18 protein-coding genes and 2 pseudogenes are annotated in these 24,901 nt (G+C 68.8%); 10 read left to right on the forward strand and 10 right to left on the reverse strand.

The window, feature by feature from the left end; all coding sequences use genetic code 11:
* Nucleotides 1-84 precede the first annotated feature (84 nt).
* Nucleotides 85-738 (reverse strand): DUF502 domain-containing protein, encoded by a 654-nt coding sequence (locus F790_RS0102075; protein WP_019590715.1) that lies wholly within the window; start codon nucleotides 736-738, stop codon nucleotides 85-87.
* A gap of 5 nt (nucleotides 739-743) precedes the next feature.
* Nucleotides 744-1,043, reverse strand: a complete 300-nt coding sequence (locus F790_RS0102080) for an FmdB family zinc ribbon protein (RefSeq protein WP_019021242.1) — start codon at nucleotides 1,041-1,043, stop codon at nucleotides 744-746.
* 168 nt (nucleotides 1,044-1,211) lie between these two features.
* Here F790_RS0102080 and F790_RS0102085 point away from each other — a divergent pair, with 168 nt between their 5' ends.
* The 4 genes and pseudogenes from F790_RS0102085 to F790_RS14980 all read left to right on the forward strand — a co-directional run.
* Nucleotides 1,212-1,589, forward strand: coding sequence for a DsrE family protein (locus tag F790_RS0102085; RefSeq protein ID WP_018870027.1), 378 nt, complete (start codon nucleotides 1,212-1,214; stop codon nucleotides 1,587-1,589).
* 19 nt (nucleotides 1,590-1,608) lie between these two features.
* Nucleotides 1,609-2,469, forward strand: a complete 861-nt coding sequence (locus F790_RS0102090) for an SDR family oxidoreductase (RefSeq protein ID WP_019021244.1) — start codon at nucleotides 1,609-1,611, stop codon at nucleotides 2,467-2,469.
* 19 nt (nucleotides 2,470-2,488) lie between these two features.
* Nucleotides 2,489-3,118, forward strand: a pseudogene (locus tag F790_RS14975) (nucleoside recognition domain-containing protein); the annotation flags it as partial.
* 90 nt (nucleotides 3,119-3,208) lie between these two features.
* Nucleotides 3,209-3,838, forward strand: a pseudogene (locus F790_RS14980) (spore maturation protein); the annotation flags it as partial.
* Here the strand turns inward: F790_RS14980 and F790_RS0102100 are convergent.
* The 5 genes from F790_RS0102100 to F790_RS0102120 form a co-directional block, all read right to left on the reverse strand.
* A complete protein-coding gene (locus F790_RS0102100) occupies nucleotides 3,829-7,689 on the reverse strand; it encodes a PAS domain-containing protein (RefSeq protein ID WP_019590716.1) in 3,861 nt (1,286 codons plus the stop codon). The pseudogene F790_RS14980 and the gene F790_RS0102100 overlap by 10 nt on opposite strands.
* On the reverse strand, nucleotides 7,673-7,879 hold the full coding sequence (locus F790_RS0102105; RefSeq protein WP_018870031.1) for a hypothetical protein: 207 nt from the start codon (nucleotides 7,877-7,879) through the stop codon (nucleotides 7,673-7,675). The genes F790_RS0102100 and F790_RS0102105 overlap by 17 nt, the downstream gene beginning before the upstream one ends.
* Nucleotides 7,880-7,898: 19 nt before the next feature.
* The gene (locus tag F790_RS0102110) at nucleotides 7,899-8,117 is read right to left on the reverse strand and encodes a hypothetical protein (protein ID WP_018870032.1); all 219 of its coding nucleotides are present in this window, start codon (nucleotides 8,115-8,117) and stop codon (nucleotides 7,899-7,901) included.
* Nucleotides 8,118-8,360: 243 nt separating this feature from the next.
* Nucleotides 8,361-11,663 (reverse strand): efflux RND transporter permease subunit, encoded by a 3,303-nt coding sequence (locus tag F790_RS0102115; protein ID WP_019590717.1) that lies wholly within the window; start codon nucleotides 11,661-11,663, stop codon nucleotides 8,361-8,363.
* A complete protein-coding gene (locus tag F790_RS0102120) occupies nucleotides 11,660-12,709 on the reverse strand; it encodes an efflux RND transporter periplasmic adaptor subunit (protein WP_019590718.1) in 1,050 nt (349 codons plus the stop codon). Before F790_RS0102120 ends, F790_RS0102115 begins: the two co-directional genes overlap by 4 nt.
* Nucleotides 12,710-12,997: 288 nt before the next feature.
* Here F790_RS0102120 and F790_RS0102125 point away from each other — a divergent pair, with 288 nt between their 5' ends.
* The 3 genes from F790_RS0102125 (at nucleotide 12,998) to F790_RS0102135 (ending at nucleotide 17,183) form a co-directional block, all read left to right on the forward strand.
* Nucleotides 12,998-13,339 carry a phenylpyruvate tautomerase MIF-related protein gene (locus F790_RS0102125; RefSeq protein WP_019590719.1) on the forward strand — a complete coding sequence of 114 codons (342 nt, stop codon included), beginning with the start codon at nucleotides 12,998-13,000 and terminating at the stop codon, nucleotides 13,337-13,339.
* Nucleotides 13,340-13,387: 48 nt separating this feature from the next.
* Nucleotides 13,388-15,106, forward strand: a complete 1,719-nt coding sequence (locus F790_RS0102130; RefSeq protein ID WP_019590720.1) for a proline--tRNA ligase — start codon at nucleotides 13,388-13,390, stop codon at nucleotides 15,104-15,106.
* A gap of 1,447 nt (nucleotides 15,107-16,553) precedes the next feature.
* The gene (locus F790_RS0102135) at nucleotides 16,554-17,183 is read left to right on the forward strand and encodes a hypothetical protein (protein WP_019021249.1); all 630 of its coding nucleotides are present in this window, start codon (nucleotides 16,554-16,556) and stop codon (nucleotides 17,181-17,183) included.
* Nucleotides 17,184-17,310: 127 nt separating this feature from the next.
* Here F790_RS0102135 and F790_RS0102140 read toward each other — a convergent pair whose 3' ends face one another.
* Together F790_RS0102140 and F790_RS0102145 are read right to left on the reverse strand one after the other, a co-directional pair.
* On the reverse strand, nucleotides 17,311-17,928 hold the full coding sequence (locus F790_RS0102140; protein WP_019021250.1) for an NUDIX hydrolase: 618 nt from the start codon (nucleotides 17,926-17,928) through the stop codon (nucleotides 17,311-17,313).
* Between the two features lie 5 nt (nucleotides 17,929-17,933).
* Nucleotides 17,934-18,548 carry a BMC domain-containing protein gene (locus tag F790_RS0102145; protein ID WP_018870039.1) on the reverse strand — a complete coding sequence of 205 codons (615 nt, stop codon included), beginning with the start codon at nucleotides 18,546-18,548 and terminating at the stop codon, nucleotides 17,934-17,936.
* A 156-nt stretch (nucleotides 18,549-18,704) separates the two neighbouring features.
* On the opposite strand from F790_RS0102145, the gene F790_RS0102150 reads away from it, so the two are divergent.
* Together F790_RS0102150 and F790_RS0102155 are read left to right on the forward strand one after the other, a co-directional pair.
* Entirely contained in the window at nucleotides 18,705-20,699 is a 1,995-nt protein-coding gene (locus F790_RS0102150) for a site-specific recombinase (protein WP_018870040.1), read from the forward strand.
* Between the two features lie 23 nt (nucleotides 20,700-20,722).
* Nucleotides 20,723-21,103, forward strand: a complete 381-nt coding sequence (locus tag F790_RS0102155) for a YajD family HNH nuclease (RefSeq protein WP_019021252.1) — start codon at nucleotides 20,723-20,725, stop codon at nucleotides 21,101-21,103.
* Nucleotides 21,104-21,133: 30 nt separating this feature from the next.
* Here F790_RS0102155 and F790_RS0102160 read toward each other — a convergent pair whose 3' ends face one another.
* Complete coding sequence (locus tag F790_RS0102160; protein ID WP_019021253.1) at nucleotides 21,134-22,153, reverse strand: DUF21 domain-containing protein; 1,020 nt, start codon at nucleotides 22,151-22,153, stop codon at nucleotides 21,134-21,136.
* A 200-nt stretch (nucleotides 22,154-22,353) separates the two neighbouring features.
* Between F790_RS0102160 and F790_RS0102165 the strand changes: the two genes are divergently transcribed.
* Entirely contained in the window at nucleotides 22,354-24,762 is a 2,409-nt protein-coding gene (locus F790_RS0102165; protein ID WP_038036516.1) for an EAL domain-containing protein, read from the forward strand.
* The last annotated feature ends 139 nt before the right edge of the window (nucleotides 24,763-24,901 follow it).

Consider the following 24,901-nt stretch of genomic DNA (forward strand, 5'->3'; position numbering starts at 1 on the left):
CCGGGCGCGGCATGCCGGTGATGGCGGCCGCGCGGGTTGATCGGGGAAAACGGGCGCGTCACGCCCGTCAAAGGGCCGGAAATGTTACGGCCTGCCCCCGTCCCGCGCAACCGGAAGCGGCGCGTTGCCGGGGCTGTCCGCGGCCGGCGTGACCACCCCCAGCGACATCACGAACTTGAGCCCGTCCTCCACCGACATCTCCAGTTCGATCACGTCTTCGCGCGGGACCAGCAGCACGAACCCGGAGGTGGGATTGGGCGCGGTGGGCACGAACACCGTCAGCATGTCCTCGCCGGTGCGTTCACGGGTCTCGCGGGTGCCGGTACCGGTGAGGAAGGCCACCGACCATGCGTCGCTGCGCGGATACTCGACCAGCACCACCTTGCGGAAGGAATCCCCACCGTCGGAGAACACCGTCTCGGTGACCTGTTTCACCGCCCCGTAGATGGTGCTGACCAGGGGGATGCGCCGCACGACCGCCTCGCCCAGCTGGACCAGTCGCCGCCCGAGGATGTTGGCCACGATCATGCCGGTCAGCAGCACGATCGCCACCGCGATCACCACCCCGGCCCCCGGCAGGTCGAAGCCCAGCCAGGCCTCCGGGCGCCACTCCTCCGGAAGGATCAGAAGGCTGTAGTCCAGGAGGTCCACCAGCAGCTTGATGATGTAGCCGGTCACCACCAGTGGCAGCCAGACCAGCAGCCCCGCGATCACGTAACGCCGGAGCGCGGCCAGCATCGGACTCAGCCTCCGGTCGTGGCGGCGCTGCCCCCGCCATCACCGCCGCCGGAACTGCCGGAACCCCCGGAGCCGCCACTGTCACCGGCGGACCCGCCGCCCTCCTTCAGGTTGCGCTGGCCGCCCTGTTTGAAATCGGTCTCGTACCAGCCACCCCCGGCCAGGCGGAAGCCGGCGGCCGAGACCTGCTTGGTCAGCGCCTCGGCACCGCACTGCGGGCAGGTGGTGGCGGGCGGATCCGAAATCTTCTGCAGGATCTCGGAGACCTGGTGGCATTGCTGGCAGGCGTATTCGTAGATCGGCATGAGGATATTCTCCCGGAGTCCGTGGATCGATCAGTATGGATTGCCCGTATTATGCGGGCACCGGCCCGGAATAAAAGGACTCGCGCCGATTGCTTCGCGCGCCCGGAGATCCGATCATGCGGCGATCCCGAAAAAATGCCGAGCCCACGCCCAAAAGCGAGAGACGAGATGGCCGACAAGATCGTGATCATGCTGCTGAACCTGGACCTGGAACGCCCCGGCACCCTGGGCGCGCCGTTCTTTCAGGCCACGGTGGCCGCCGCCATGGATCTGGAAGTGGAGATCTACTTCGCCGCGAGCACCACACGCCTGCTGCGCCGGGGCGTAGCCGAACAGATGTACCCGGGCGAAGCGCAGGAAAAATCGGTCTACAGTTTCATGCAGGATGCCCACGAGGCCGGTGCGCGTTTCTACGCCTGCGCCGGCGCGATGGACGAAAACGGCCTGACGCTGGACAACGCGGTGCCCGAACTCGACGGCATGCGCGGCGGCGGGGCCTTCATCGGCGAGGTCGTCGAGGACGGCGTCGCCACCCTGACCTACTGACCGGCCCCCGGAGGTCCGCGTGAGTTCCGCCGAAGACGATGCCCGCGCCGTCCTGATCACCGGCTGCTCCTCCGGGATCGGGGCCCACGCCGCCCGCGCCCTGCGCGACCGCGGCTACCGGGTATTCGCCACGGCGCGCGCCGCCGAAGACGTCTCGCGCCTGAAGAAGGAGGGCTTCGAGGCCCTGCAGCTGGACCTCAACGACTCCGCCAGCATCCGCAGTGCGGCGCACGAGGTGCTGCACCGCACCGGCGGGAAGCTCTACGGCCTGTTCAACAACGGCGCCTACGGCCAGCCGGGGGCGGTGGAAGACCTCTCGCGCGCCGCCCTGCGCGCCCAGCTGGAGACCAACGTGCTGGGCTGGCTGGAGCTCACCAATCTGGTCATCCCGGCGATGCGCCGCGCCGGCGAGGGGCGCATCATCCAGAACTCCTCGGTGCTGGGGTTCGCCCCGCTGCGCCTGCGCGGGGCCTACGTCACCTCCAAGTTCGCGCTGGAAGGGATGTCCGACACCCTGCGCCAGGAACTCCACGGCAGCGGCATCCGCGTGGTCCTGATCCAGCCCGGGCCGATCCGCTCGGAATTCCGCGCCAACGCGCTGAAGGCCTTCCGCCACCACATCCACCGCGCCCACAGCCCCTGGGCCCGCACCTACGAGGCCGCCGAGGCGCGCATGGCCAACGCGGAGGCCGACGCCCCGTTCACCCTCGGGCCGGAGGCCGTGACCCGCTGCGTGATCCACGCCCTGGAGGCGCGGCGGCCGAAGCTGCGCTACCGCGTGACCTTCCCCACGCATCTGTTCGCCTTCCTCAAGGCGATCCTGCCGGCGCGCTGGATGGACGCCTTCCTGCGGCTGGTCTCGCGCGGCGAGAACCGCTGAACATCACGGCCCCCGGCGCATGAACGCGATCTTTCTTGCGCTGGTCGTCATCGCGTTCACCACCGCGGCGCTGCGCGAGCTGCGCTCCACCGATCCGGAGGAACGCCCCATGGCGGACCTCTCCGAAGGCGCAGTGGAGGCAGCCGGCGCCGCGGTGGAACTGGCGCTGGGGCTGGTCGGGGTGATGGCGCTGTTCCTGGGCCTGATGAAGATCGCCGAGGCCGGCGGCCTGCTCACCGTGCTCGCCCGCCTGCTGCGGCCGCTGATGGTGCGCCTGTTCCCCGACGTCCCGCCGGAACACCCGGCGATGGGCGCGATGATCCTGAACTTCTCCGCCAACATTCTGGGCCTGGGCAATGCCGCCACGCCCTTCGGCATCCGCGCGATGCAGGAACTGGAGAAGCTCAACCCCCACCCGGGCACCGCCACCAACGCGATGGCGCTGTTCCTGGCGATCAACACCTCCAGCATCACCCTGCTGCCCACCGGGGTGATCGCGCTGCGTGCCTCGCTGGGCTCGGAGGATCCGGCCGCCATCCTGCCGACCACGCTGTTCGCGACGCTGTTCGCCACGGTCGCCGGAATCACCAGCGCGCTGGTCCTGCAACGCTGGTTCCGCCCCCCGGCGGCCACCCGCGAGATCCCGCCCGGCGGCCTTGACGACCCCGATGCGGAAACCAACCCCACCGGGGACCGGCGCTCCGATGCCGACCGGGACACGGAGCCGGGCGAGCAGCCCCAGCCGATGAACATCGAGGTCCCGGCCGAGGGCTACCCCGCCTGGGTCTCGCTCCTGGTCCTGCTGGGGGTGCTGGCGATCATCCCGCTGACCATCATCTACGGCCAGGCCATCGCCCCGTGGATCATCCCGGGACTGGTGGTCGGCTTTCTCACCTATGGCGTGCTGCGCGGGGTGCCGGTATACGAGGTCTTCGTCGAGGGGGCAAAGGAAGGCTTCAACGTGGCCCTGCGGATCATCCCGTATCTGGTGGCGATCCTGGTCGCGGTGGGCATGCTGCGCGAGAGCGGCGCGCTGGGGATGTTCGTCGGGCTGGTCGGGCCGTGGACCACGCCCTTCGGGCTGCCCGCCGAGGCCCTGCCGATGGCACTGCTGCGGCCACTGTCCGGGTCCGGGGCCTACGGCATCATGGCCGGGATCATGCAGGACCCGGCCACCGGGCCGGATACCCACGTCGGCATGCTGGTGTCCACCCTGCAGGGCTCCACCGAGACCACCTTCTACGTACTTGCGGTCTATTTCGGCGCGATCGGCGTCAAGCGGGTCCGCCACACCCTGGCCGCCGCGCTGAGCGCCGACGCGGTGGCGGTGGTCGCCGCAGTCGCGATCGTCGCCTGGCTCTACCTCTGACCCGCGTCGCGGGCGAACCCGCGCACCCGCTCCCGCAGCCCCGCCGGATCCACCGGCTTGGTGATGACCTCGGCGAAACCGGCCGCCAGCGCACGCTCACGCGTCGGGTCGGTGGCATCGGCGGTCACCGCCAGCACCGGGACGGCGGCCAGCAGGTCGTCGGCCCGCAACGCGCGCAGCACCTGATAACCGTCCATGCCGGGCATCGCCAGATCCAGCAGAATCAGGTCCGGCGCCAGCCGCGCCGCCTCCTCCAGGCCCTTCAGGGGGGTCTCGGCCACCACCGTTTCCAGGTCCGGCTCCGGTCCCAGGACCTCTTCCATCAGGCGCAGGTTGGCCGGCTGATCATCGATGCACAGCACCGTGCGCGGCGTGCCGGACGCCGGCAGTTCCGGTGCGCCGGCCGCGGCCGGGTGATCGGGCCCGCCCCCGGGTGTTGCCCCGAGATCGCTGTCCGCGGCCAGCGGCAGTTCGAACCAGAAGCAGGAACCCTCGCCCGGCGTGCTCGTCACGCCCAGCCGGCCGTCCATCATCTCCACCAGGTGCCGGGTGATGGTGAGCCCCACGCCGCTGCCCTCCATCCCGCTGGCGTCCGCCTCCAGCCGGTCGAAGGGCTGGAACAGCCGTTCCAGCTGCTCGGCGGTCAGTCCGGGGCCGGTGTCGTGCACCTCCAGCTGCAGCCCCTGTTGCCCCGCAGCGCCCAGCAGCGTCACCCGCCCGCCTGCGCGGTTGTACTTGATGGCGTTGGACAAGAGATTCAGCAGGACCTGTTTGAGCCGGGTACGGTCGGCCTGCACGCGCGGGGCATCCGCGGTGGCCGCCCGCGCGCCTTCCAGGCGAACCTCGCGCTCCTGCGCCAGCGGCCGCAGCAGCGACAGGCACTCGTCCACCACGTCCGCCACGTCCACCGGTTCCGGCATCACCTGCAGCCGCCCCGATTCGATGCGCGCGAGGTCCAGGATCTCGTTGATCAGCTCCAGCAGGTGCCGACCGGCGCGGGCGATCTCGTCCAGCTGACTCTGCTGGCGCTCGCCCAGCGACGTGTCGCGCTGCAACAGCTGGGCAAAGCCCAGGATGGCGTTCATCGGCGTGCGCAGCTCGTGGCTCATATTGGACAGGAAGTCGGACTTCGCCCGGCTGGCCTGCTCGGCCTCCTCGCGGGCCCGCTGCAACTCGGTGCGCCGCTGCAGCTCCGCAGTGAAATCCCCGAAGATGTTGAAGATGTACTGCGGCTCGCTACGGCTGTCACGCACCACGCCGATGGTACTGCTGGACATGAAAACCGCGCCGTTGCGGCAGCGGATCGGCAGCTGACCGGTCCAGGCCCCGCCGGCCTCGCGGATTTCGTCGATCTCGCGCGCCGACTGTTCCGCCTCCGCCGGGATCAGTTCGCGATAGGATCGGCCCGCCAGATCGGCCTCCTCGAAGCCGGTCATCTCCAGCACCGCGGGGTTGTTGTACACCATGCGGCCTTCCCGGTCGGCGACCGAGATCGCCTGTTCCGAGGCCTCGAAGATGCGCCGGAACAGCGACAGTTCCTCCTGGGCCTGCTGCAGCTCGGTGACATCCTGAACGGTTCCGGTCAGCCGGCCGTTCTGTTCCCGGCCCCCGGTGCTTTCGCCATGGGCAATCAGATGCAGGTGCCGCAGTTCGCCGTCATCGCGCCGGATGCGCAGAAACACCTCGCCCCGCCCCTCGGCCAGCACCCCGGCATATTCGCGGTCGAGCCCCTCGCGATCCTCGGGGTGCACGAACGCACGAAAGCCCTCCATGCTCACCGGGGCGTCGCCCGGGGACAGGGCGAAGATCTCGTAGACCACGTCGGACCACCACAGCGCTCCGGTCACCGGATCGTGCTCCCAGTGCCCCACGCGCGCGAGGCGCTGGGCTTCGCGCAGTCGCGTGGTCTGCCGGGTCAGCGCCAGCTCGGACTGCTTGCGCTTGGTGATGTCCTGTGACACGCCCAGCATGTGCTGCACGTCGCCACTGGCGTCGCGCTCGACGTCACCGCGCTGCAGCAGCCAGCGGACCGTGCCATCCGGCCAGACCACCCGGTGCTCCAGTTCGAGATAGGACCCGCGACGCAGGGAACTGCGGATGGCGTTTTCCACCCGCTCGCGATCCTCCGGGTGCACCGCACCGAGAAAGTTTTCCACCGTGGGCTCGAGGTCTCCGTGAGAGTGGCCCAGCAGGGGCGCGATACGCTCGGACCACTGCAGCTCCTCACGCCCCGGGGTCCATTCCCAGGTCCCCATGTTGGCGAAGCGCTGGCTGCTGCGCAGGCGATGCTCCTGGCGCTTCACCGTGGTGATGTCGGTGCGGATCGACACGTACTGATACGGCAGGCCGTCGCCGTCCAGATAGGGAACGATGGTGGTCTCGACCCAGTACAGCGAGCCGTCCCGCGCGCGGTTGCAGAGTTCGCCCTGCCAGACGCGACCCGCGGCAATGGTCTCCCAGAGCTCCTCGTAGAAAGCCGGGGCGTGCATTCCGGATTTCAGCAGGCGATGGTTGCGCCCCAGCAGATCGGATACGTTATAGCCGCTGACCCGCGCGAACCGCTCGTTGGCATAGATGATGTCGCCAGCCACGTCGGTGATGCTCACCAGCGCGTGCTCGTTGACCGCCAGGTGTTCGCGCTCACGCTCGTACAATGCCTGGCGATAAGCACGGGTCACCCCGTCCATCTGCCGCTGCTGGCGGGCACGCGCCACCACCGCATCCGCCAGGCGGCGCGGTTCCACCGGTTTGAGGAACACCCCGCTGGCCCCGGGGTGCAGGACCATCAGCTCGTTCACCCGCCCGGGATCGGCGGTCAGGACCAGCATGGGGATGGAGGAACCGTTGTCGCGGGTGCGCAGCAGCGCCGCGAACTCCGCGAAGCTGCATCCCCCCTCGTCCAGATCCAGCAACAGGACCTCGACCTCGCCGCCGTGGAGGCCGGCCAGCGCGGCATCGGGGTCCGGCTGGACCTCGACCGTCAGTCCGGCCTCCCGCAGGCCCGCCGCCAGGGTGTCGTCGGCAGCCTCGGGGCGGGCACTCGCCAGGAGCACCCGGTACCCCGTTTCCGCGACCACCCCGCCGATCTGCACCAGCTGCTCCAGCAGGGTATCGTCCGCCAGCGGGTAATCGAGGCAGCGGGCAGCGCCCTCGCGCACGGCCTGCAGGCGCGCCCCGGGGCTCCAGGAGCGCGCCACCACCAGGGTCGGCAGAAACCCGCGTCCCGGCTCCTGCAGTCGCGTGAGCACCGCGGACTCCGGGGCCACCTCGCCGACGCAGACCACCCGCGCGGTGATCCCGCCGGCGCCCGCCGCGTCCGGTACGGCGCCGGCCAATACCACGGCGAAGCCGCGATCACGCAGCATGCCCGCCACTGCCTCGCCGACCTCCGGGTCCTCCGCGACCACCTGCACCCGGCCGCCACCCGCATCCGCCGACACCTGCGGCTGGAGGCGCGTCTCCGGCACCCCCTGTTCCTGACGCGCCCAGGCCTCCGCGGCGGCCTCCAGGCGCGCGAGGCCCAGACGCAGCAGTTCGTGGTCGGCAGTGTTCGGACGGGCCCGCAGCCCGGCCAGGGTGGCCTGTAGTGACTCGGCCAGGCGCAGGATCTCCTGCACCCCGTGAGTCCGGGCCACGCGGGCCAGGGCGCTGACCTCGCGATACAGCCGATCCACGCAGTCCCCGGAGCATTCACCCTGATCGAGCTCGCCCGCGGCGTCGCGCAGGCGTGCGAGGCGCGCGCTCAGAAAGGCCGGAAAAGCGGCCCGCGAGCGCCCGCCGGACACGGTGTCCGGACCCTCGAAACCGGCTGCCTGCTCCCCCGCTCCGGGGGCATCAGTTCGGCGGTCCACCGGGCGTTATGTCCTTGTCCTTCACGATGAAGTACACCCCCGCCGCAGCGAGGACCATCCACAGGAACAGGGCCACCACGCCGATCCGCTCCCACAGCGGAACGAAGAAGAACAGCATCAGGGCCGCCAGCCCCAGCAGGATATTGCCGATGACGAAATTCGAGGGGCGGCCGCCGGACGGATCGGACATGACAGTCTCCTGCAGTGGCTTACTGCTTCTTGTACTGACTGAAATCGAACTGACCCGCGGTCATCTCGTCCCACAGATCACTTTGCAGCACGGCGAGCAGCTTGAACAGCTTGCGCAGCTCCGGATCCTCCATGAAACTCTGATCGCTGCTGGCCTTCAGGGCCTCCACCAGGGTCGCGCACTGTTCACGACTGATCCCGGTGACATCCAGGCCCTCGTCTCCCATGTCCACATTCATCGAGCCACTCCGGTTCGTTCGGTCCCCCGATTGTATGCCGGTACCGTCGCCCGGCGAAAACGCCGGACTCCGGTCGTGCCATTGCCATGCGACAACGTGCCGGGGCCGCTACTCGCCCCCGCCTGTGTCATTGCGAGGAGCCGAAGGCGACGTGGCAATCGGTTGCTGCCCGCAGTGCACCGGGGCCGGGGGCCGCCATGGCGATTGCTTCGTCACTACGCTCCTCGCAATGACGGGGCCGGCTTACGCCGCCTGCTCGCGGATCTGATCCACCCGGTTGCGCACGTACAGGTAGTACAGCACCGGGATGATGACCAGGGTCAGCACCGTGGAGACGAACACCCCGAAGATCAGCGAGATCGCCAGCCCGGAGAAGATCGGGTCATCGAGGATGAACCCGGCGCCGACCATCGCCGCCAGCCCCGTCAGCACGATCGGCTTGGCCCGTACCGCACCGGCATGCACCACCGCCTCGATGGTGTCCACCCCGCGGCGCAGCTCCTCGTTGATGAAATCCACCAGCAGGATCGAGTTGCGCACGATGATCCCCGCCAGCGCGATCATCCCGATCATGGAGGTCGCCGTGAACTTGGCGTCCATGAAGAACGCATCCACGAACGCGTGCCCCGGCATCACCCCGATCACCGTCAACGGGATCGGCGCCATGATGATCAGCGGCACCATGTACGAGCGGAACTGCGCGACCACCAGCAGGTAGATCAGGATCAGTCCCACCGAGTAGGCGATGCCCATGTCGCGGAAGGTCTCGTAGGTCACCTGCCATTCGCCGTCCCACTTCAGGCTGAAGTTGTACGGGTTGTCCGGCTGGCTGATGAACCGCTGCTCCAGCGGCTCGCCATGGACCATGGGCTGGTCGCGCAGGCCGAAGAACATGTCGAACATGCCGTACAGCGGGCTGTCCACTCCGCCCGCCAGATCGCCCTGCACGTAGACCACCGGCAGCAGGTTCTTGTGATGGATGGAGTGTTCGCGGCTCGAATCCACCACGTTCACGACCTCGGCCAGCGGGACCAGTTCGCCGCTCTGCGAGCGGACTCGCAGCCCGAGCACCGGATCCAGGCTGCCCTTCTCCGCACGATCGAACTCCAGACGCACCGGCACCGCATACTTGATGTTGGAGCCGTACAGATAGGTTACGTCCTCGCCGGACAGGGCGGTCTCGATCGCCTCGACCACCGCCCGCTGGGGCACGCCCAGATGCGCGGCGCGCTCGCGGTCCACCTGCAGGATCTTCTTCGGCCCCGGGTGTTCCACCGAGTCATCGATGTCGGTGAGGCCCTCGGTGTTCTCGAACACCTCGCGCACCTGTTTCGCAACCTCGATCTGGCCGTCGTAGTCCGGCCCGTAGATCTCGGCGACGATCGGCGACATCACCGGCGGTCCCGGCGGCACCTCGACCACCTTCACCGCTGCGCCGTCATAGCGCCCGGCGATGGCATTGATCTCGTCGCGCACCGACAGCGCGATGTCGTGGCTGCGTCGGTCGCGCTCGGAGGCATGCGTCAGGTTCACCTGGATGTCGCCGACATGGCTCCCCTCGCGCAGGTAGTACTGCCGCACCAGGCCGTTGAAGTTGATGGGCGTGGCCGTGCCCGCGTAGGTCTGCACGTCGTGCACCTCGGGCACCGTCTTGAGGTAGTCGGCCATCTCGCCCAGCACCTGGCCGGTGCGTTCCAGACTGGTGCCCTCGGGCATGTCCAGCACCACCTGGAACTCCGACTTGTCATCGAACGGCAGCATCTTCAGCACCACCAGCTGGTAATAGGCCAGCGACACCGAGCCGACGATCAGCACCAGCGTGCCGATCCACAGCGCCATGCGGTTGATCTTCTTGCGCCCGCCGGTCCCGAGGAAGGGACGCAGCACGAAGTTGAACAGGCGCATCAGGCCATCGGAGGCCGCCTCGCCGGCCTCGTGTCCGCCGTGTCCGCCCCCGGCCTCGTGCTGTTCGGCCTGACGCCGCAGCACCTTGTAGGTCAGCCACGGAGTCACCACGTAGGCCACCGCCAGCGACAGGACCATCCCCATGGAGGCGTTGATCGGGATGGGGCTCATGTACGGCCCCATGAGCCCGGTGACGAAGGCCATGGGCAGCAGCGCCGCGATCACGGTAAAGGTCGCGAGGATGGTCGGGCCGCCCACCTCGTCCACCGCCAGCGGGATGGATTCGAGGAACTTGCGCCCGCCCTGGACCATGTGTCGGTGGATGTTCTCCACCACCACGATCGCGTCGTCCACCAGGATGCCGATGGCGAAGATCAGCGCGAACAGCGACACCCGGTTGAGGGTGAAACCCCAGGCCCAGGACGCGAACAGCGTCAGCGCGAGGGTAATGATGACCGCCACGCCGACGATGAACGCCTCGCGCCAGCCCAGCGCGATCCACACCAGGATGATCACCGACGCGGTTGCCAGCATCAGCTTCTGGATCAGCGTGGAGGCCTTGTCCTCGGCCGTCTCGCCGTAGTTGCGGGTGATCGAGACCTCGACCCCCTCGGGGATGTAGGTGCCCTGCAGCTGGTCCAGGCGCTCGATGACCTGGTCGGCGATATCGGGGGCGTTGGTGCCCGGCTGCTTGGCCACCGCGACGGTCACCGCCGGGTGACTCTGGCCAATGTGCCCGCCGCCCTCGGCCGCGGCCCCATGGGCGAAGCGTACGTGCTCGCTCGGATAGCCGGGGCCCTGTTCGACCTCGGCCACGTCTTCCAGATGCACCGGACGTCCGTCATGCATCCCCACCACCAGCCGCGCGAACGCCTCGGGCTCGGTGATGAAGTCGCCGGCCTGGATCAGGATCTCCTCGTCGTCCTGATACAGATGCCCGGCATCGCGCGAGAAATTCGACACCGCCAGGGCCTCGCGCAGGTCGTCCACCGCGAGGTTGTGCGCCGCCAGCATCTCCGGCTGGAAGCGCACGTGGACCACGTGGTCGGGCCCGCCGACGGTGTAGATGTCGCGCGTGCCGGGCACCCGCTTGAGTTCCGATTCCAGCCCGTGGGCCACGCGCAGCAGGTCGTGTCCGCCACGTTCTTCGTCCTCGGTCCACAGGGTCACGTTGACGATGGGCACGTCATCGATGCCCATCGGCCGCACCATCGGCTCGCCGACCCCCAGATTCCGCGGCATCCAGTCGTCGTTGGAGAAGACCTGGTTGTACAGCCGCACCAGCGCCGCGGTGCGGTCCTCGCCCACCTCGAACTGGATGGTGATATGCGCCATGTCCGGGCGCGAGGTGGAATAGATGTCGTCCACCCCCTCGATCTCGGACAGCACCTGCTCCGCAGGGGTCGACACCAGATGGGCGACCTCCTCGGCGCTGGCCCCGGGGAACGGGATGAACACGTCCGCCATGGTGACGTTGATCTGCGGCTCTTCCTCGCGCGGAGTCACCAGGATGGCAAACAGCCCCAGCAGCAGCCCCACCAGGGCCAGCAACGGGGTGATCTGGGTGGTCAGGAAGGCCTTCGCAATGCGCCCGGAGATCCCCATGCGCTCCGGGGCCGCGTCCGTGCCGCCGCCGCTCATCGCGTCACCTGCTGGTGTTCCTTGAGATAGATCGCGGCATGCACCGGATCCAGCGCCACGCGTTCACCCTCGCGCAGGCCACCAAGGATCTCGATCATGCCGTCGTGCTCGCGCCCGGTGCGGACCTGACGGAAGCGCACCCGGCCCTCGTCGTCGATCACGTAGACCGCGATCACCTCGGAGCGATAGGCGACGGCCTCCTGCGGCACCATCAGGCGCTCGACCTCGTCCAGCACGAAGCTCGTTTTCACGAACATGCCGGGAAACAGACCGCGGTTGTTCTCGTCCTCGGGCAGGTTCACGCGCACCCGGAAGGTGGCGCTCTGCGGATGTGCATAGGGGAACAGGGTCAGGCTCTCGGCGACGATCCGCTCCCCGGAATCCAGCAGGACCTCGGCCTCGCGCCGATCCCGTACCCCGGGCATCAGACGCTGGGGCACGTCGACCTCGACCCGCAGGCGATCCAGGCTCAGCCCGGCCAGCAGCGGCGAACCCGGCGAGACCGATTCCCCCACCTCGACCATGCGCTCGGTCACGATCCCGGAGTACGGCGCGTAGACCTCGGTGTAGCCGAGCTGTTCGCGGGCCTCGTCCACCCGCCCCTCGGCCGAGCGCAGGCGCGCACGGGCCGATTCCAGCTGCGCCTCGGCGCGCTCGAACTCGGAGCGCGACACCACGTCCTGTTCGAACACCTCGCGGATGCGTTCGAACTCGGAGCGCGCCTCGCGGAAACGTGCCCGCGCATCGGCGAGGTCACCCTCGGCCTGACTCAGGCGCGCCTGTTGCTGGACGTCGCTGATGCGCAGCAGGAGTTCGTCCTCTTCGACAAAGTCATCCACGTCCACGTAGATCTCGCGGATGCGGCCCGAGGTCTGGGCCGAGATGGTGGAGCGCTGGACCGCTTCGACGCGGCCATCCAGCAGACGCTCCTGCGGCAGGGTCAGACGCTCGGCCTCGACCGTCTCGAAGGGCAGGTCATCGGCCTGAGTCGCCAGCGGCAGAGCCAGCGCAAGCAGCGCGGCCCCGATGATCGGGAGTCGTGTCATGGTGTGGTCCCTTCCGGATATTCGGCCCTCTCCTGCCACCCTTCTTGCGGGGCGATCAGCCGTCACGGGGCCGTTCTTTAATATATTAGTTTTCCCTAATTTAACGGAGCCGGCCACGGGCGGGCAAATCCCCGACCGCAACCCCGGTAACTGCCCGGAGTATAGCTTTCCCCGTCGGTTTTGCAGCAAAGCCCTGCAACCCCCTGCACCGCGCCGCGTCAGTCCGTATCATGTCGGCACCCGCACGGGGACGTTCCCCGACCGCCGTTTCATTCCCGGGAGACCGCCATGCCACTGCTGCGTATCGAGACCAACGTTGCCCTGCCCGCCGATCCGGATGCCGTCACCGCCCGCCTGTCGACCGCAGTGGCCGAATGGCTGGGCAAGCCCGAGGGCTACGTGATGGTCGCCCTGGGCCACAACGCCCACATGCGTTTCGGCGGCAGCACCGATCCCCTCGCCTACTGCGAACTCAAGAGCATCGGCCTGCCCGAGGGCCTGACCCGCGAGCTGTCACGCAAGCTGTGCGACGCCGTGCAGGCCGAACTGGGCGTGGAGCCGGCACGCATCTACATCGAGTTCGCCGATGCCCCGCGCCATTTCTGGGGCACCAACGGCACCACGTTCTGATCCCGACTCCGTCCGCTCAACGACCACCGACCACAAGGCCCGAGCCCCATGCGCGTCTCGCAATTCCCGCTGAACACCCTGAAGGAAACCCCGGCCGACGCCGAGATCGTCTCCCACCAGCTGATGCTGCGCGCCGGCTACATCCGCCGCCTCGCCTCCGGGCTGTACACCTGGCTGCCGCTGGGGCTGCGCGTGCTGCGCCGGGTGGAGAACATCGTACGCGAGGAGATGGACCGCGCCGGGGGCCTGGAGCTACTGATGCCGGCCATCCAGCCGGCCGAGCTGTGGCAGGAATCCGGACGCTGGGACTTCTACGGGGCCGAACTGCTGCGCATCAAGGACCGCCACGAACGCGATTTCTGCTATGGCCCGACCCACGAAGAGGTCATCACCGACCTGGTCCGCCGCGAGATCCGCAGCTACCGCCAGCTTCCGGTCAACTACTACCAGATCCAGACCAAGTTCCGCGACGAACGCCGCCCGCGCTTCGGCGTGATGCGCGCCCGCGAATTCCTGATGAAGGACGCCTACTCCTTCCACCTGGATGCCGACTCGCTGGGGCAGACCTACCAGCAGATGCACGACGCCTACTGCCGCATCTTCCAGCGCTGCGGCCTGGATTTCCGTGCGGTGGAGGCCGACACCGGCGCGATCGGCGGCAACGCCTCGCACGAGTTCCACGTGCTGGCCGCCTCCGGCGAGGACGCGATCGCCTTCTCCCCGGGCGGCTTTGCCGCCAACGTCGAACTCGCGCCCTGCCCCGGCCCGGCCGCGCCGGCCGCCCCCGCCGAGACGCTGCAGAAGGTCGCCACCCCGGACGTCCACACCATCGCCGATATCGCGGCCTTCCTCGACGTGCCGACCGAACGCACGGTCAAGACCCTGGTGGTGGCCGCCAGCGACGCGGTCGACGCCGAACTGGTTGCCCTGGTGCTGCGCGGCGACCACGAACTCAACGACGTCAAGGCCGAAAAGCACCCCTGGATCGCCGAGCCGCTGCGCATGGCAGAGGCGGCCGAGATCCGTACCGTGTTCGGCACCGACCCCGGCTCCCTGGGCCCGGTGGACAGCCCGATCCCGGTGCTGGCCGACCACGCCGTGCTCGGCATGGCCGACATGGTGGTCGGCGCCAACGAGGACGGCCACCACCTGACCGGCGTCAACTGGGAACGCGACCTGCCGCGCCCGGAGACTGCCGACCTGCGCAACATCACCGAGGGGGAATCCGCGCCCGACGGCTCCGGCCCCATCGAGATCCGCCGCGGCATCGAGGTCGGCCATATCTTCCAGCTCGGCGACAAGTACTCCGAGGCCCTGGGCGCCCGGGTACTGGACGAGGACGGCCGCGAGCAGATCGTCACCATGGGCTGCTACGGCATCGGCGTCTCGCGCGTGGTCGCCGCCGCGATCGAGCAGAACTCCGACGAGCGCGGCATCTGCTGGCCCACCGCCATTGCCCCGTTCGACATCGCCCTGTGCCCGATCGGCGCGAAGAAGTCGCAACGCGTGCGCGAGGCCGCCGAACAGCTGCACGACGAGCTCGAGGCCGCCGGCTTCCAGGTCCTGCTGGACGACCGCGAACAGCGCCCCGGCGTGATGTTCGCCGACATGGAGCTGATCGGCATCCCCCACCGCATCGTGATCGGCGAACGCGGCCTGGACGCCGGCGAACTCGAATACCAGGCCCGCACCGCCGCCGAGGCCGAACACCTGCCGATGGACGGACTGGTGGCGGCCCTGCGCGAACGCACGGGACACGGCGCATAGGCGCCATCCGCGCCGGCGCCCGGATGCGGCTGCAGGAGCTTGCTTGCAAGCGAGCAGGGGCTGCTGCCCGAGTCTGACCGCTGCCGCGGGGTTTCGAGCTGGCGCTGCGGGGTCCGGGGCTTTGGCTGCCGCCGGGGGGGTTGCGCTCTCTCGCGAGCGCGCCGCGAGGTCCTTTCTTGCTTGCCCAAGAAAGGACCCAAAGAAGGGCACCCGGAGCTCGCCCGGGAACCTTGCTCCGGGCGCCTCGCGCCGGCGGCGCCGAACTCGCGAAGCTGCGCTTCGCTCGGACATCCGGCGCCTTGTTTCCGGCGCGAGGCACCCTCCGCAAGGGGCTCGCAACGGGAGGGGGGGTAAACCGGAGGCGTTCAGGCCATTGGTGCCCCGGTCCCGACCCGCTTCGTTGCGGGGCGCCCGAATCGTGCGTTTCCTGGCTTCTGATGCAAAGGCGGCCCGGTGCACCAACGGGTTCAAGCTTTGTACGGGCCCTTCGCAGAGCTCATTCCCAACCATCCTTGCAAAGGAATCGCGTGCGGGCAGGGGCCGGCCCACCCCCAAGCCCTGATGGAAGAAGGTCATGCGGCTCGGCAGGGCATGCCCATGGCCCTACCCGGGCACCCTCCCGGTACCGGGTATGCAACGGTGACTGTGGGAGATGCTTGCTTCGTCCCTCCGCCCCGACAGACCCTTTCTAGGCCTGCCACGAGTAAACATACAAGCTTGCTTGCAAGCGAACCGTAGGCTCGTGGTGTCCTTTGGGGGCGACATCTTCCCATGCGACACGGCATCCCGGCCCCGATCGGCCGGAGGGCCGGCCTCCTGCGGGAACAGGTTTCAACACGGTGGGAGGCGAGCCCTCTCGCCGATCCGACACAATCGGTTGCCAACGGTCCTGGTCTCGGCCGGGGGCGTTCATAACCCCCGGCCTGCCCGCCTGGCGGAAAAGGAACGACCGGTGGCCCTGCGCCCCCGTTTGCCGCACCGAGCGCAGAGGTCGGGCGCGGGAGAAAAGGCGCTGCTTGTCTGAGCGAAGCGCAGCTTCGCGAGTTCAGCGCCGCCCGCGACCGGCCTCGGAGCGAGGGGATCCCGGGCCGCGTTAGCGGACCGGGATGCGGCAGTCGGGGTGCCCTTCTTTGGGTCCTTTCTTGGGCAAGCAAGAAAGGACCTCGCGGCGCGCTCGCGAGAGAGCGCAACCCCCGGCGGTAGCCAAAGCCGCCGACTCCGCAGCGCCAGCTCAAGGCCTCGCGGCAGCGGTCAGGCCCGGCAGCAGCCCGTTTCGCTTGCAAGCAATCTCCCACAACCGCCGGGCGCCAGCCTGAAACCGCGCGGCAGCGGGTGGCACGGCCGCCAGGGGCATGGCCGTTCAGCCGCCACTCAGGCGGCCCCGGCAGGATAGACTGACCGAGCCGCCCCGGCGGCCATCATGTTCCATCCGACAGGGATTGCCGCCATGACCATGACCCGATCCGTTGCCCGCCTCATCCTGATATCCGCCGTGCTGAGCCTGGCCGTGATGCTGGCGGCCTGTGCCCCGCGCATTTACGGCGTGCCGGAGGAACACTGGGAGCAGATGAGCACATCCGAGCGCCAGGAGGCGATGCGCGCCTGGGAGTCGGTGCAGAAGGAGCGCGAGCAGACCCGGCGCGAGCAGCAGAAGATCGAGGCGCGCGAACGCGCGGAACGCCAGGCGCGCATCGACCGCATCCACCGCGGCGAGGAGGGGCACTTCGGTGACCTGATCCGCGTGAGCCTGGAGCGCGGGCGGATGCGCATCGGCGGCCGCGAACGGCGCTATGCCCCGCTGGCCTTCACCCTGGCGGATGGCGAGACGCGCACGGTGGAGGTCCACAGCGAACGACGTTCGGGAGAGATGAAGGTCGCCTACCGCGAAGGCCTCCTGCTGCTGGACGTGCCGTCCCGTGGCCGCACCGAGTTCGGTGCGGCCCGCCTGCCGTGGCGCTCCGGCTGGCGCCGCGGCGAGACCCGCCGGGTGGATTCCGACGGGCCGCTGGAGCTGCGCAACGTGCGCGTACACGTGGAGGCGGTGCCCCTGCCCGGGCATGGCTCCCGGCGGTTCTGAACATGCGGCGCCGGCCCGGCCCTGTTCGCCTGCAAGCAGGCTCCCACAGGCATCGTGGGAACGGCCCTGGCCGTTCGCCTGCGAGCAGGCACCCTACAGGCGTCGCAGGAGCGGCCCTGGCCGCGAATCAGTACCCCGGGCGGGTGCCCGGACCCGGCACCCGGTGGGCCGGCACCGGGTCGTCGACATGCTCGGCAGTGCGCAGTCGGCGGCTCTTTTCCACCATGCGCCAGCAGGAGCGGTTGTTGTTGTAGCGCGAGACATGCTGCAGCGGCACCCACAGCACGGCGTGCGATTCGTGGCTGCCGGGGATCTCCAGACGGTCGTCGATCTCCACCAGAAAGCGCACGTCGATGTGGTCGTGCTGCGGAAACTCGGGGCTGGCGGGGATGGTGTGGATATCCAGGTCGAAGACGTCTTCGGCGACCAGTCGGATGTGCTCGCGTGCCAGCCCGGTCTCCTCGTGCACCTCGCGCAGGGCCACCTGGAGGATGTCGGCCTGACCGTCCGCATGGCCGCCGGGCTGGAACCAGCGGTTGTGCTTCCCGTGCAGCAACATCAGCGCCCGCTCGCGGTCGGGGCTGAGGACCCAGGCGGAGCCGGTGACATGCGCCGGCAGCAGATCGCAGTTGAAGCAGTCGGGGTGCCGGCGGACGAAATCCAGCGCGCGGCGGCGAAAGCCCGCCTCTTCGATGAACGGGGTCTGGTGACGTTGCAGCAGATGCAGCAGCTGTTCGCGATGCATGGCGCTCAGGTTCCCGCAGGGCGTTCCAGTGCGGCGCTGGCGGCGCGCGCCGCTTCGTCGATGTCGGCCTCGCTCCCGGCCAGGATCAGCCGGCCGAAGGCCCCCACCGCACTGACGTCGATCAGGGTCACGTGCGCGGCCTTCAGCGCCTGGTTGGCGGCATAGATGATGTAGCCCGCCGGCTCGGCCTCGAGGATGAACATGCTCTGTTCCGGCAGGATCATCGAGCCGCGACGGTTCTGGCGGTTGATCAGCACCGTGTGGTCGGGCGACATCCCGCGGATGATCTCCTGCCACGGGATGTTGCACTGCTGGCGGTCGGAGACCTCGGCCCCCATGCGCGACAGCAGCACGCGCCCGGCCTCCTGCACGTCGGAGTCGTCGCGCTGGTGCACCACCATGGAACCGTATTCGCGTTCCACCACTTGCTGCGAAAGGTGCACGCGGGTGGACTTCAGCGCGATGTCGGTCAGGCGGTGCACGGCCATGCCCGGCGAGACCTCCACCCACAGGCAGGAGTCACCCGGCACCGGCGGGAATCCCTGCGAGACGGTCGCCATGTAGGCCGCCAGCTGCGGCTGCAGGGAGTCCATGTAGACGTAGGTACGGAGCTTGATCATCGATCTCGTCGGGAAGGTCGCCGGGGCCGGCCGCAGGGGGCGTATTCTGGACTGCGGGGCGACACCGATCAAATCCGCGGGCAAATCCGCGGGCGCGCGGTCACCGGGAACGAATGATAAGCTTCGCGCCATCATCCGGAATCCAGCCCGAATCCCATGTCGCAAGCCGATGACCCCGCGGACCTGCTGACCGCCCTCGAAGACGACCCCGACATCGACCTGGCGGAGATCCTCCGGCGCCTGGTCGACTGGCTGCGCCCGGACGACCCGCGCAATGTCGCTCCGGTGATCGCGCGCCTGGAATCCCTGGTACTGGCCCTGCAGGATCAGCCTGCGCTGCGCGAACGCCTGCGTGAACGCCTGGAAGCCGGGCTGGAAGACGCCCGCCACCTGACGCTGTACACCGGGATCGGACTGTTTTCGCGCCGCGGCTTCTTCCGCGAGGCCGCGGAACTGCTGTACGAGCGCATCAACCCGTCGCCGATGGATCGCACCGACCTGCGCGACGTGCTCTATCACGTGTTCCACGATCCGGACGACGCGGTCTGGGTGGCACGCCTGCCGGACGATGCCTGGCTGCGCCTGCTGAGCGCGCTCGGCTGTCTTTCCGGCGAACACCCCGGAGTCCTGGAACGGGCCCGCGAGGAGATCCTCTACGCCCTGGAGATGCTCTCGATCTGGATCGCGGCGGAGGAGCTGGAACCCGAACTCCTGCGTCTGGATCCGTCGATCGCCGAGCGCAATTCGGCCTTCGTGGCGCAGGAACGCGAGATCGCGGCCTACGTGCGCGAGTACCGCGCCTGGTTGCAGGACCCGACCCGCGAGCGCCGTGACGACCGCCATGCGCGGGTCCTGCTGGAGCAGTGCGCCGAGCAGATCGAGAAGCTGCGCACGCTGTCGCACAGCCGCGGCAACAGCCTGTCGCTGACACACCTGCTGGAGCGGCTGAACCAGACGCTGGCGCGCATCCACAAGCTGCTGGATCTGCTCGAGCCCGAAGAATCCGCGACCACCCGCGCCACCGCCGTCGGCCTGTTCCGCGAGCTGGTGACCACCAGCGCCCGGCGCCACGGCGTGCGCGCCCTGTGGCAGGACAACATCCGCCAGGTCTCGCGCAGCGTGACCCAGCACGTCTCCGACACCGGCGAGAAATACATCACCCGGGGACGCCAGGAATACTTCGGCATGCTCGGGTCCGGCGCCGGGGCCGGGGTGATCATCGCGCTGATGGCCCTGATCAAGATCCAGATCGGCCACCTCGGACTGTCGGAGGGCTGGTACGCATTCTGGTCCAGCCTCAACTATGGCCTGGGCTTCGTGCTGATCCACATGCTGCACCTGACGGTGGCCACCAAGCAGCCCGCGATGACCGCGGCACGCATGGCCGCGGCCATCGAACAGACCGAACGCGGCACCGCCGACCCGTCGAAACTCGCCGATCTGCTGGTCCGGGTGGGACGTTCGCAGTTCGCCGCCATCCTCGGCAACGTAGGTGTGGCCCTGCCCATGGCCCTGTTCATCGGCCTGTTCGCGCTGTCGGTCTTCGAACAGCCGGTACTGGACAGCACGAAGGCCGACTATCTGCTGGACGGCCTGCGCCCGCTCGCCGGGCTCGCCCTGCTGTTCGCGGCCATCGCCGGGGTCTGGCTGTTCGTATCCGGGCTGGTGGCCGGCTGGCTGGACAACCGCTGCGCCTATCTCGACCTGCCCGGGCGCCTGCGCGAACACCCGCTGCTGCGGCGCCTGCTGCCGCAGCGGGCGCGCCACGGCCTGGCGAACTGGGTCGGCTACCACTATGGCGCCGTGCTCGGCAACATGGTGTTCGGGGCCCTGCTGGGGGCGACCGGCTATGTCGGTTATCTCACCGGGCTGCCGCTGGATATCCAGCACGTGGCGTTCGCGTCGGCCAACCTGGGCTACGTCACGGTGAACGAGGGACTCGCCCTGGCCACCTTCGGACTGTTCCTGGCGTTCGTGCTGCTGATCGGTGCGATCAACCTGTGGGTCAGCTTCGGCCTGGCACTGTACGTGGCGCTGCGCGCCCGCGGCGTGCGCATCGGCTCCCCGGCGCGGCTGCTGCGCGCCTACGGCCGCCACCTGCGGCGCCACCCGGCGGAATTCCTGCTGCCGCCCCCGCGCTCGCGCGACTGAGCGCGCACGGCTATGCTCCGGGCATGAGCGATTCGAAACGTCTGGACGATCTGGTCGCACGCGCCCGGCGCGAGCGGGACGAACGCGAACGCGGCTATCGCGAGCAGGCCCTGGGCATGTACCCGTGGGTCTGCGGGCGCTGCGGCCGCGAGTTCACCCGCGCCAACCTGCACGAACTGACCGTGCACCACCGCGACCACAACCACGACAACAATCCCCCGGATGGCAGCAACTGGGAGCTGCTGTGCCTGTACTGCCATGACAACGAACACCAGCGCCATGGCGAGGCGCGTGCGGCGGGGGCATCCGGCGGCGGGTCCGGCACCGCGGCGACGTCCGGGGGCGCGACGTGGAACCCCTTCGCCGACCTCGCCGAACGCCTGAAGGACCCGGGCAAGGACTGAACCGGACCGCTCCGCGCGCCTCCCGCGCGGTCACTCCGGCGCCGGCCGGGCCACCCCGCGCAGCAGCCGCCCGAGGATGTCGGTGCCGCTGAGGATCCGCCGCTGCTCGTCCCACAGCAGGATCACGTCCTCGCCCAGCACCGTGTCCCCCTCGTGTGCCGGGCGCACGCGGAAATGCGGAATCAGCTCGCCGAGGCGGCGCGATCCGTCGCGCACCACCACCGGGTGCAGGCAGTGATGCAGCGGGTCGAAACGCTCCGGCGCGAACAGCGCCTCGCGGGTGAAATCCGCCGCGCGCAGCACCCGCCGGGGCGCGCCGTTCGGGTCGGTGACGATCACCCAGCTGCAGGCCGAACGATTGATACTGCGCAGGAACGGGTCGTCCACCCGCGGCTCGATGTGCGGAAACCGCGGCCGGTCCCCGTCGAACTCCAGGGTCAGAATGCTGGCCGGATCCACCGGCTCGCCCTCGTGGCGCACCGCGATGTCGTCCAGCTCGAGGAAATTGCGCGCCCCGCGCCCCTCCACCCGCGCGATCTCGCTCTCGCCCGCACGCATGTGCAGATCCAGCACCTGGTGCAGGTCGCGTTCCGGGAAATAGCGGATCTCCTCCCCGCCCAGCCAGCGGTCCAGCACCCACGCAGTGGGCCGCGCGACCGGATACATCAGAAACTGATAGAAACGCAGCACCGGATAAAGCACGGAGGCCACGCGCAGGGCGTGGCGGGAAAAATACGACTGCGGGATGATCTCGGCAAAGATGGTGATGACCACGGTGGAGAACAGAAACGCCGCGACCCCGCCGAGCACCGAGCCGGAGAGCAGCGCCAGCAGGACGTTGACGCCCACGTTGCCCCACAGGATGGTCACCAGCGCAAAGTTGGAATCCTCGCGCAGGTGCAGGACCCGCTGCGCCCGCGCGTCCCCCTTGCTGGCCTCCACCTTGAGTTCCAGCTTGCTGCGGGCGAACAGCCCCAGGTTGAGTCCCGAAAGGATCGCCGACTGCGACAGGCACAGCAGCACGCCGATCCAGGTCAGCGCAGTCGTCATCCTCGCCCCCGGCGGTCGCTTGATGCCGCCAGTATCCCACACCCGGATGGCACTGCGATCGGTTCCGCCGGACTGTACCCGCTGCGCCTCGCGGTGTAGCGTATGCGGCGACCAAAGGAGGGGCCGCCAGAGCACAAAAAAGCCGCGCGGTCTGTTAAGGAAACGCTGATCCATGTGTGCGTTTCCTGAAGGGGGAAAACATGCAAAAGCATCCGGATTGGCGGGACACCTGGCCGATCTATCTGCGCTATACGGCGCTGGCCGTGGCGATCGTCGCCGTGCTGGCGGTGGTCCAGGTGCGCTTCGTCTACGCCGTCGAAGGCTTCCCGCCACAGCTGTTCGTCATCCCGTCGGCGGTCGGGCTGCTGTTCGGCATCATGCTCGCGCGCATCCGCGTGCTCGCGTCGCACACCCACGTGCTGCGCGCCTTCGCCGCGGTCACGGCCGGGACCCGCGAGCCGGAAGCGGAGGACGACGCCCGGGCCTTCCACCGTCTGCTGGAGGCCGCAGCCGGCGAGCTGGACAGTGACGAGATCGCGCTTTTCCGGCAGGGCGACACGGGCATCGAGCGTCTGGCCCACTGGGCGCGCGACCCGCAGCGCCCGGCCTGTCTGATCGAGGAACGGGCCGCCGCGCTGTGCACGCGCGGCGCCGAAGAGCCGGTTCCCCGGAGCGTCCCCGGACAGGAAGTGGAGCTGCCGGCGGCCGGACGGGTGGATCTCGTGCGGGTGCCGGCCGATCTGCCGGAGCCCGTGGTCCTGGCCGCGTGTCGCCGCAGTCACCGCACCCGCCGTCCGCCTGACCCGGTGGTCCGCAGTTTCCTCGGGCTGTGTGCCGAATGGCTGGGCATGCGCCTGGAACGCCGGCATCAGCAGGCGATCATCGAAGAGCAGCGTGCCCGCCATGCGCGTGAACAGCGCCGCGCGCAGACCACCCTGGCCTCGATTGGCGACGGCGTGCTGACCGTGGACACCACCGGCCGGATCGACTACGCCAATCCGATGGCCGCCCGACTGCTGCACCAGCCGGTCGAAGCACTGACCGAACAGCCGCTCGAACGGGTGCTGCAGCTGGAAGACCAAAGCACTGGCCGCCCCCTGGACCCGCTGCCCGGCGGTGATGCCGCTCCCCCGGCCAGCGGACGCGGCGACGGCGCCGACGAACAGGTCCTCCGGCGCTCTGACGGGTCCCGCCTGCCGGTCCAGCTGACCGTCACCCCGGTGCAGGACACCGACGGCACCGCACGCGGACACGTCATCGTTCTGCGCGACGTGTCCGAAGTCCGCGAGGCCCTGCAGCACATGGCCTACTACAGTTCGCATGACGACCTGACCGGCCTGATCAACCGGCGACGTTTCGAGCAGCTGGTCGAGGAAGCCCTGCACGGCGCCCGCAGCGACGGACGCCCGCATGTGCTGTGCTATCTCGATCTCGACCAGTTCAAGCTGATCAACGATACCCGCGGCCACCAGGCCGGCGACGAGATGCTGCGCCAGATCGCGGGCATGCTGCGCAGCATCATGCGGCCGCAGGACCACCTCGCGCGTCTGGGCGGCGACGAATTCGGCATCCTGATGCAGGACTGCGACATCGAGCAGGGCAGCCAGATGGCCGTGGACATCGCCAGCGAGATCGCCGGCATGCGTTTGTTCTGGGAAGACAACGTCTTTGCCCTGTCGGCCAGCCTGGGCGCCGTGCCGGTGGACGCCGAATCGGAGTCCACCCATCAGCTGCTGCGCCACGCCGACACCGCCTGCTACGCAGCCAAGGATTCGGGACGCAATCAGGTCCGCGTCTACACCCCGCAGGATGTCGATCTGGCCGATCGCGCGGGCGAGATGCACTGGGTCAGCCGCATCCCCCAGGCGATCGAACGCGGAGAATTCGAACTCTGGGCTCAGCCGGTGCTCGCACTGGACGACGGACCACCCGCCTACCAGGAGCTCCTGCTCCGGCTGCGCGACGAGCACGGCAACCCGGTTCCCCCGGGGACCTTCATCCCGGCGGCGGAGCGATACGATCTGATGTGCCAGCTGGATCGCTGGGTGGTGGAAACCGCACTGGAATGGATGCAGGACTGCCAGGCCCGCGGTGCCGAACTGCCGGTCATCGGGATCAACATCTCCGGCACCGCCCTCAACAGCGAGGCCTTCCCCGAATTCCTGCTGGAACGGGTGCGCTCGGCCGGCATCCCCGGCCACCGCCTGTGCTTCGAGATCACCGAAACCGCCGCGGTCGGCAACCTGACCCGCACCGCGCGCTTCATGCGCGAGCTGCGTGGCGAAGGCTGCCTGTTCGCGCTGGACGATTTTGGCAGCGGCCTGTCCTCCTTCGCCTATCTGAAGAACCTGCCGGTGGACTTTCTCAAGGTGGATGGCAGCTTCGTCAAGGACATCGAGCACGACCCCATCGACCTCGCCATGGTGCGCGCCATCCATGACATCAGCGGCATCGTCGGCCTGACCACCATCGCAGAACATGTCGAGAACGAACATATCGGCAACCACCTGCGCGCCCTGGGCATCCCCTACTGCCAGGGCTACGGCCTGGCGATGCCCGCCCCGCTGGCCGCCTGTACGCCGTCGCAGACCCCGGCCCCGGTCGAGTGATCCGGATCACGCACGCGGCGGATTCGTCACCCGAAGGGCCGTGCCGGCATCTACACTCCCGAATTGGGCCGACCCGCGGCCCGGGATACGTCCCCGGCCGTCACGGGCACCCGCCACGTCAATCTAAGGGAGGAAATGC

The sequence above is a fragment of the Thioalkalivibrio sp. ALE20 genome (assembly GCF_000381405.1).
Classification (GTDB): Bacteria; Pseudomonadota; Gammaproteobacteria; order Ectothiorhodospirales; family Ectothiorhodospiraceae; genus Thioalkalivibrio.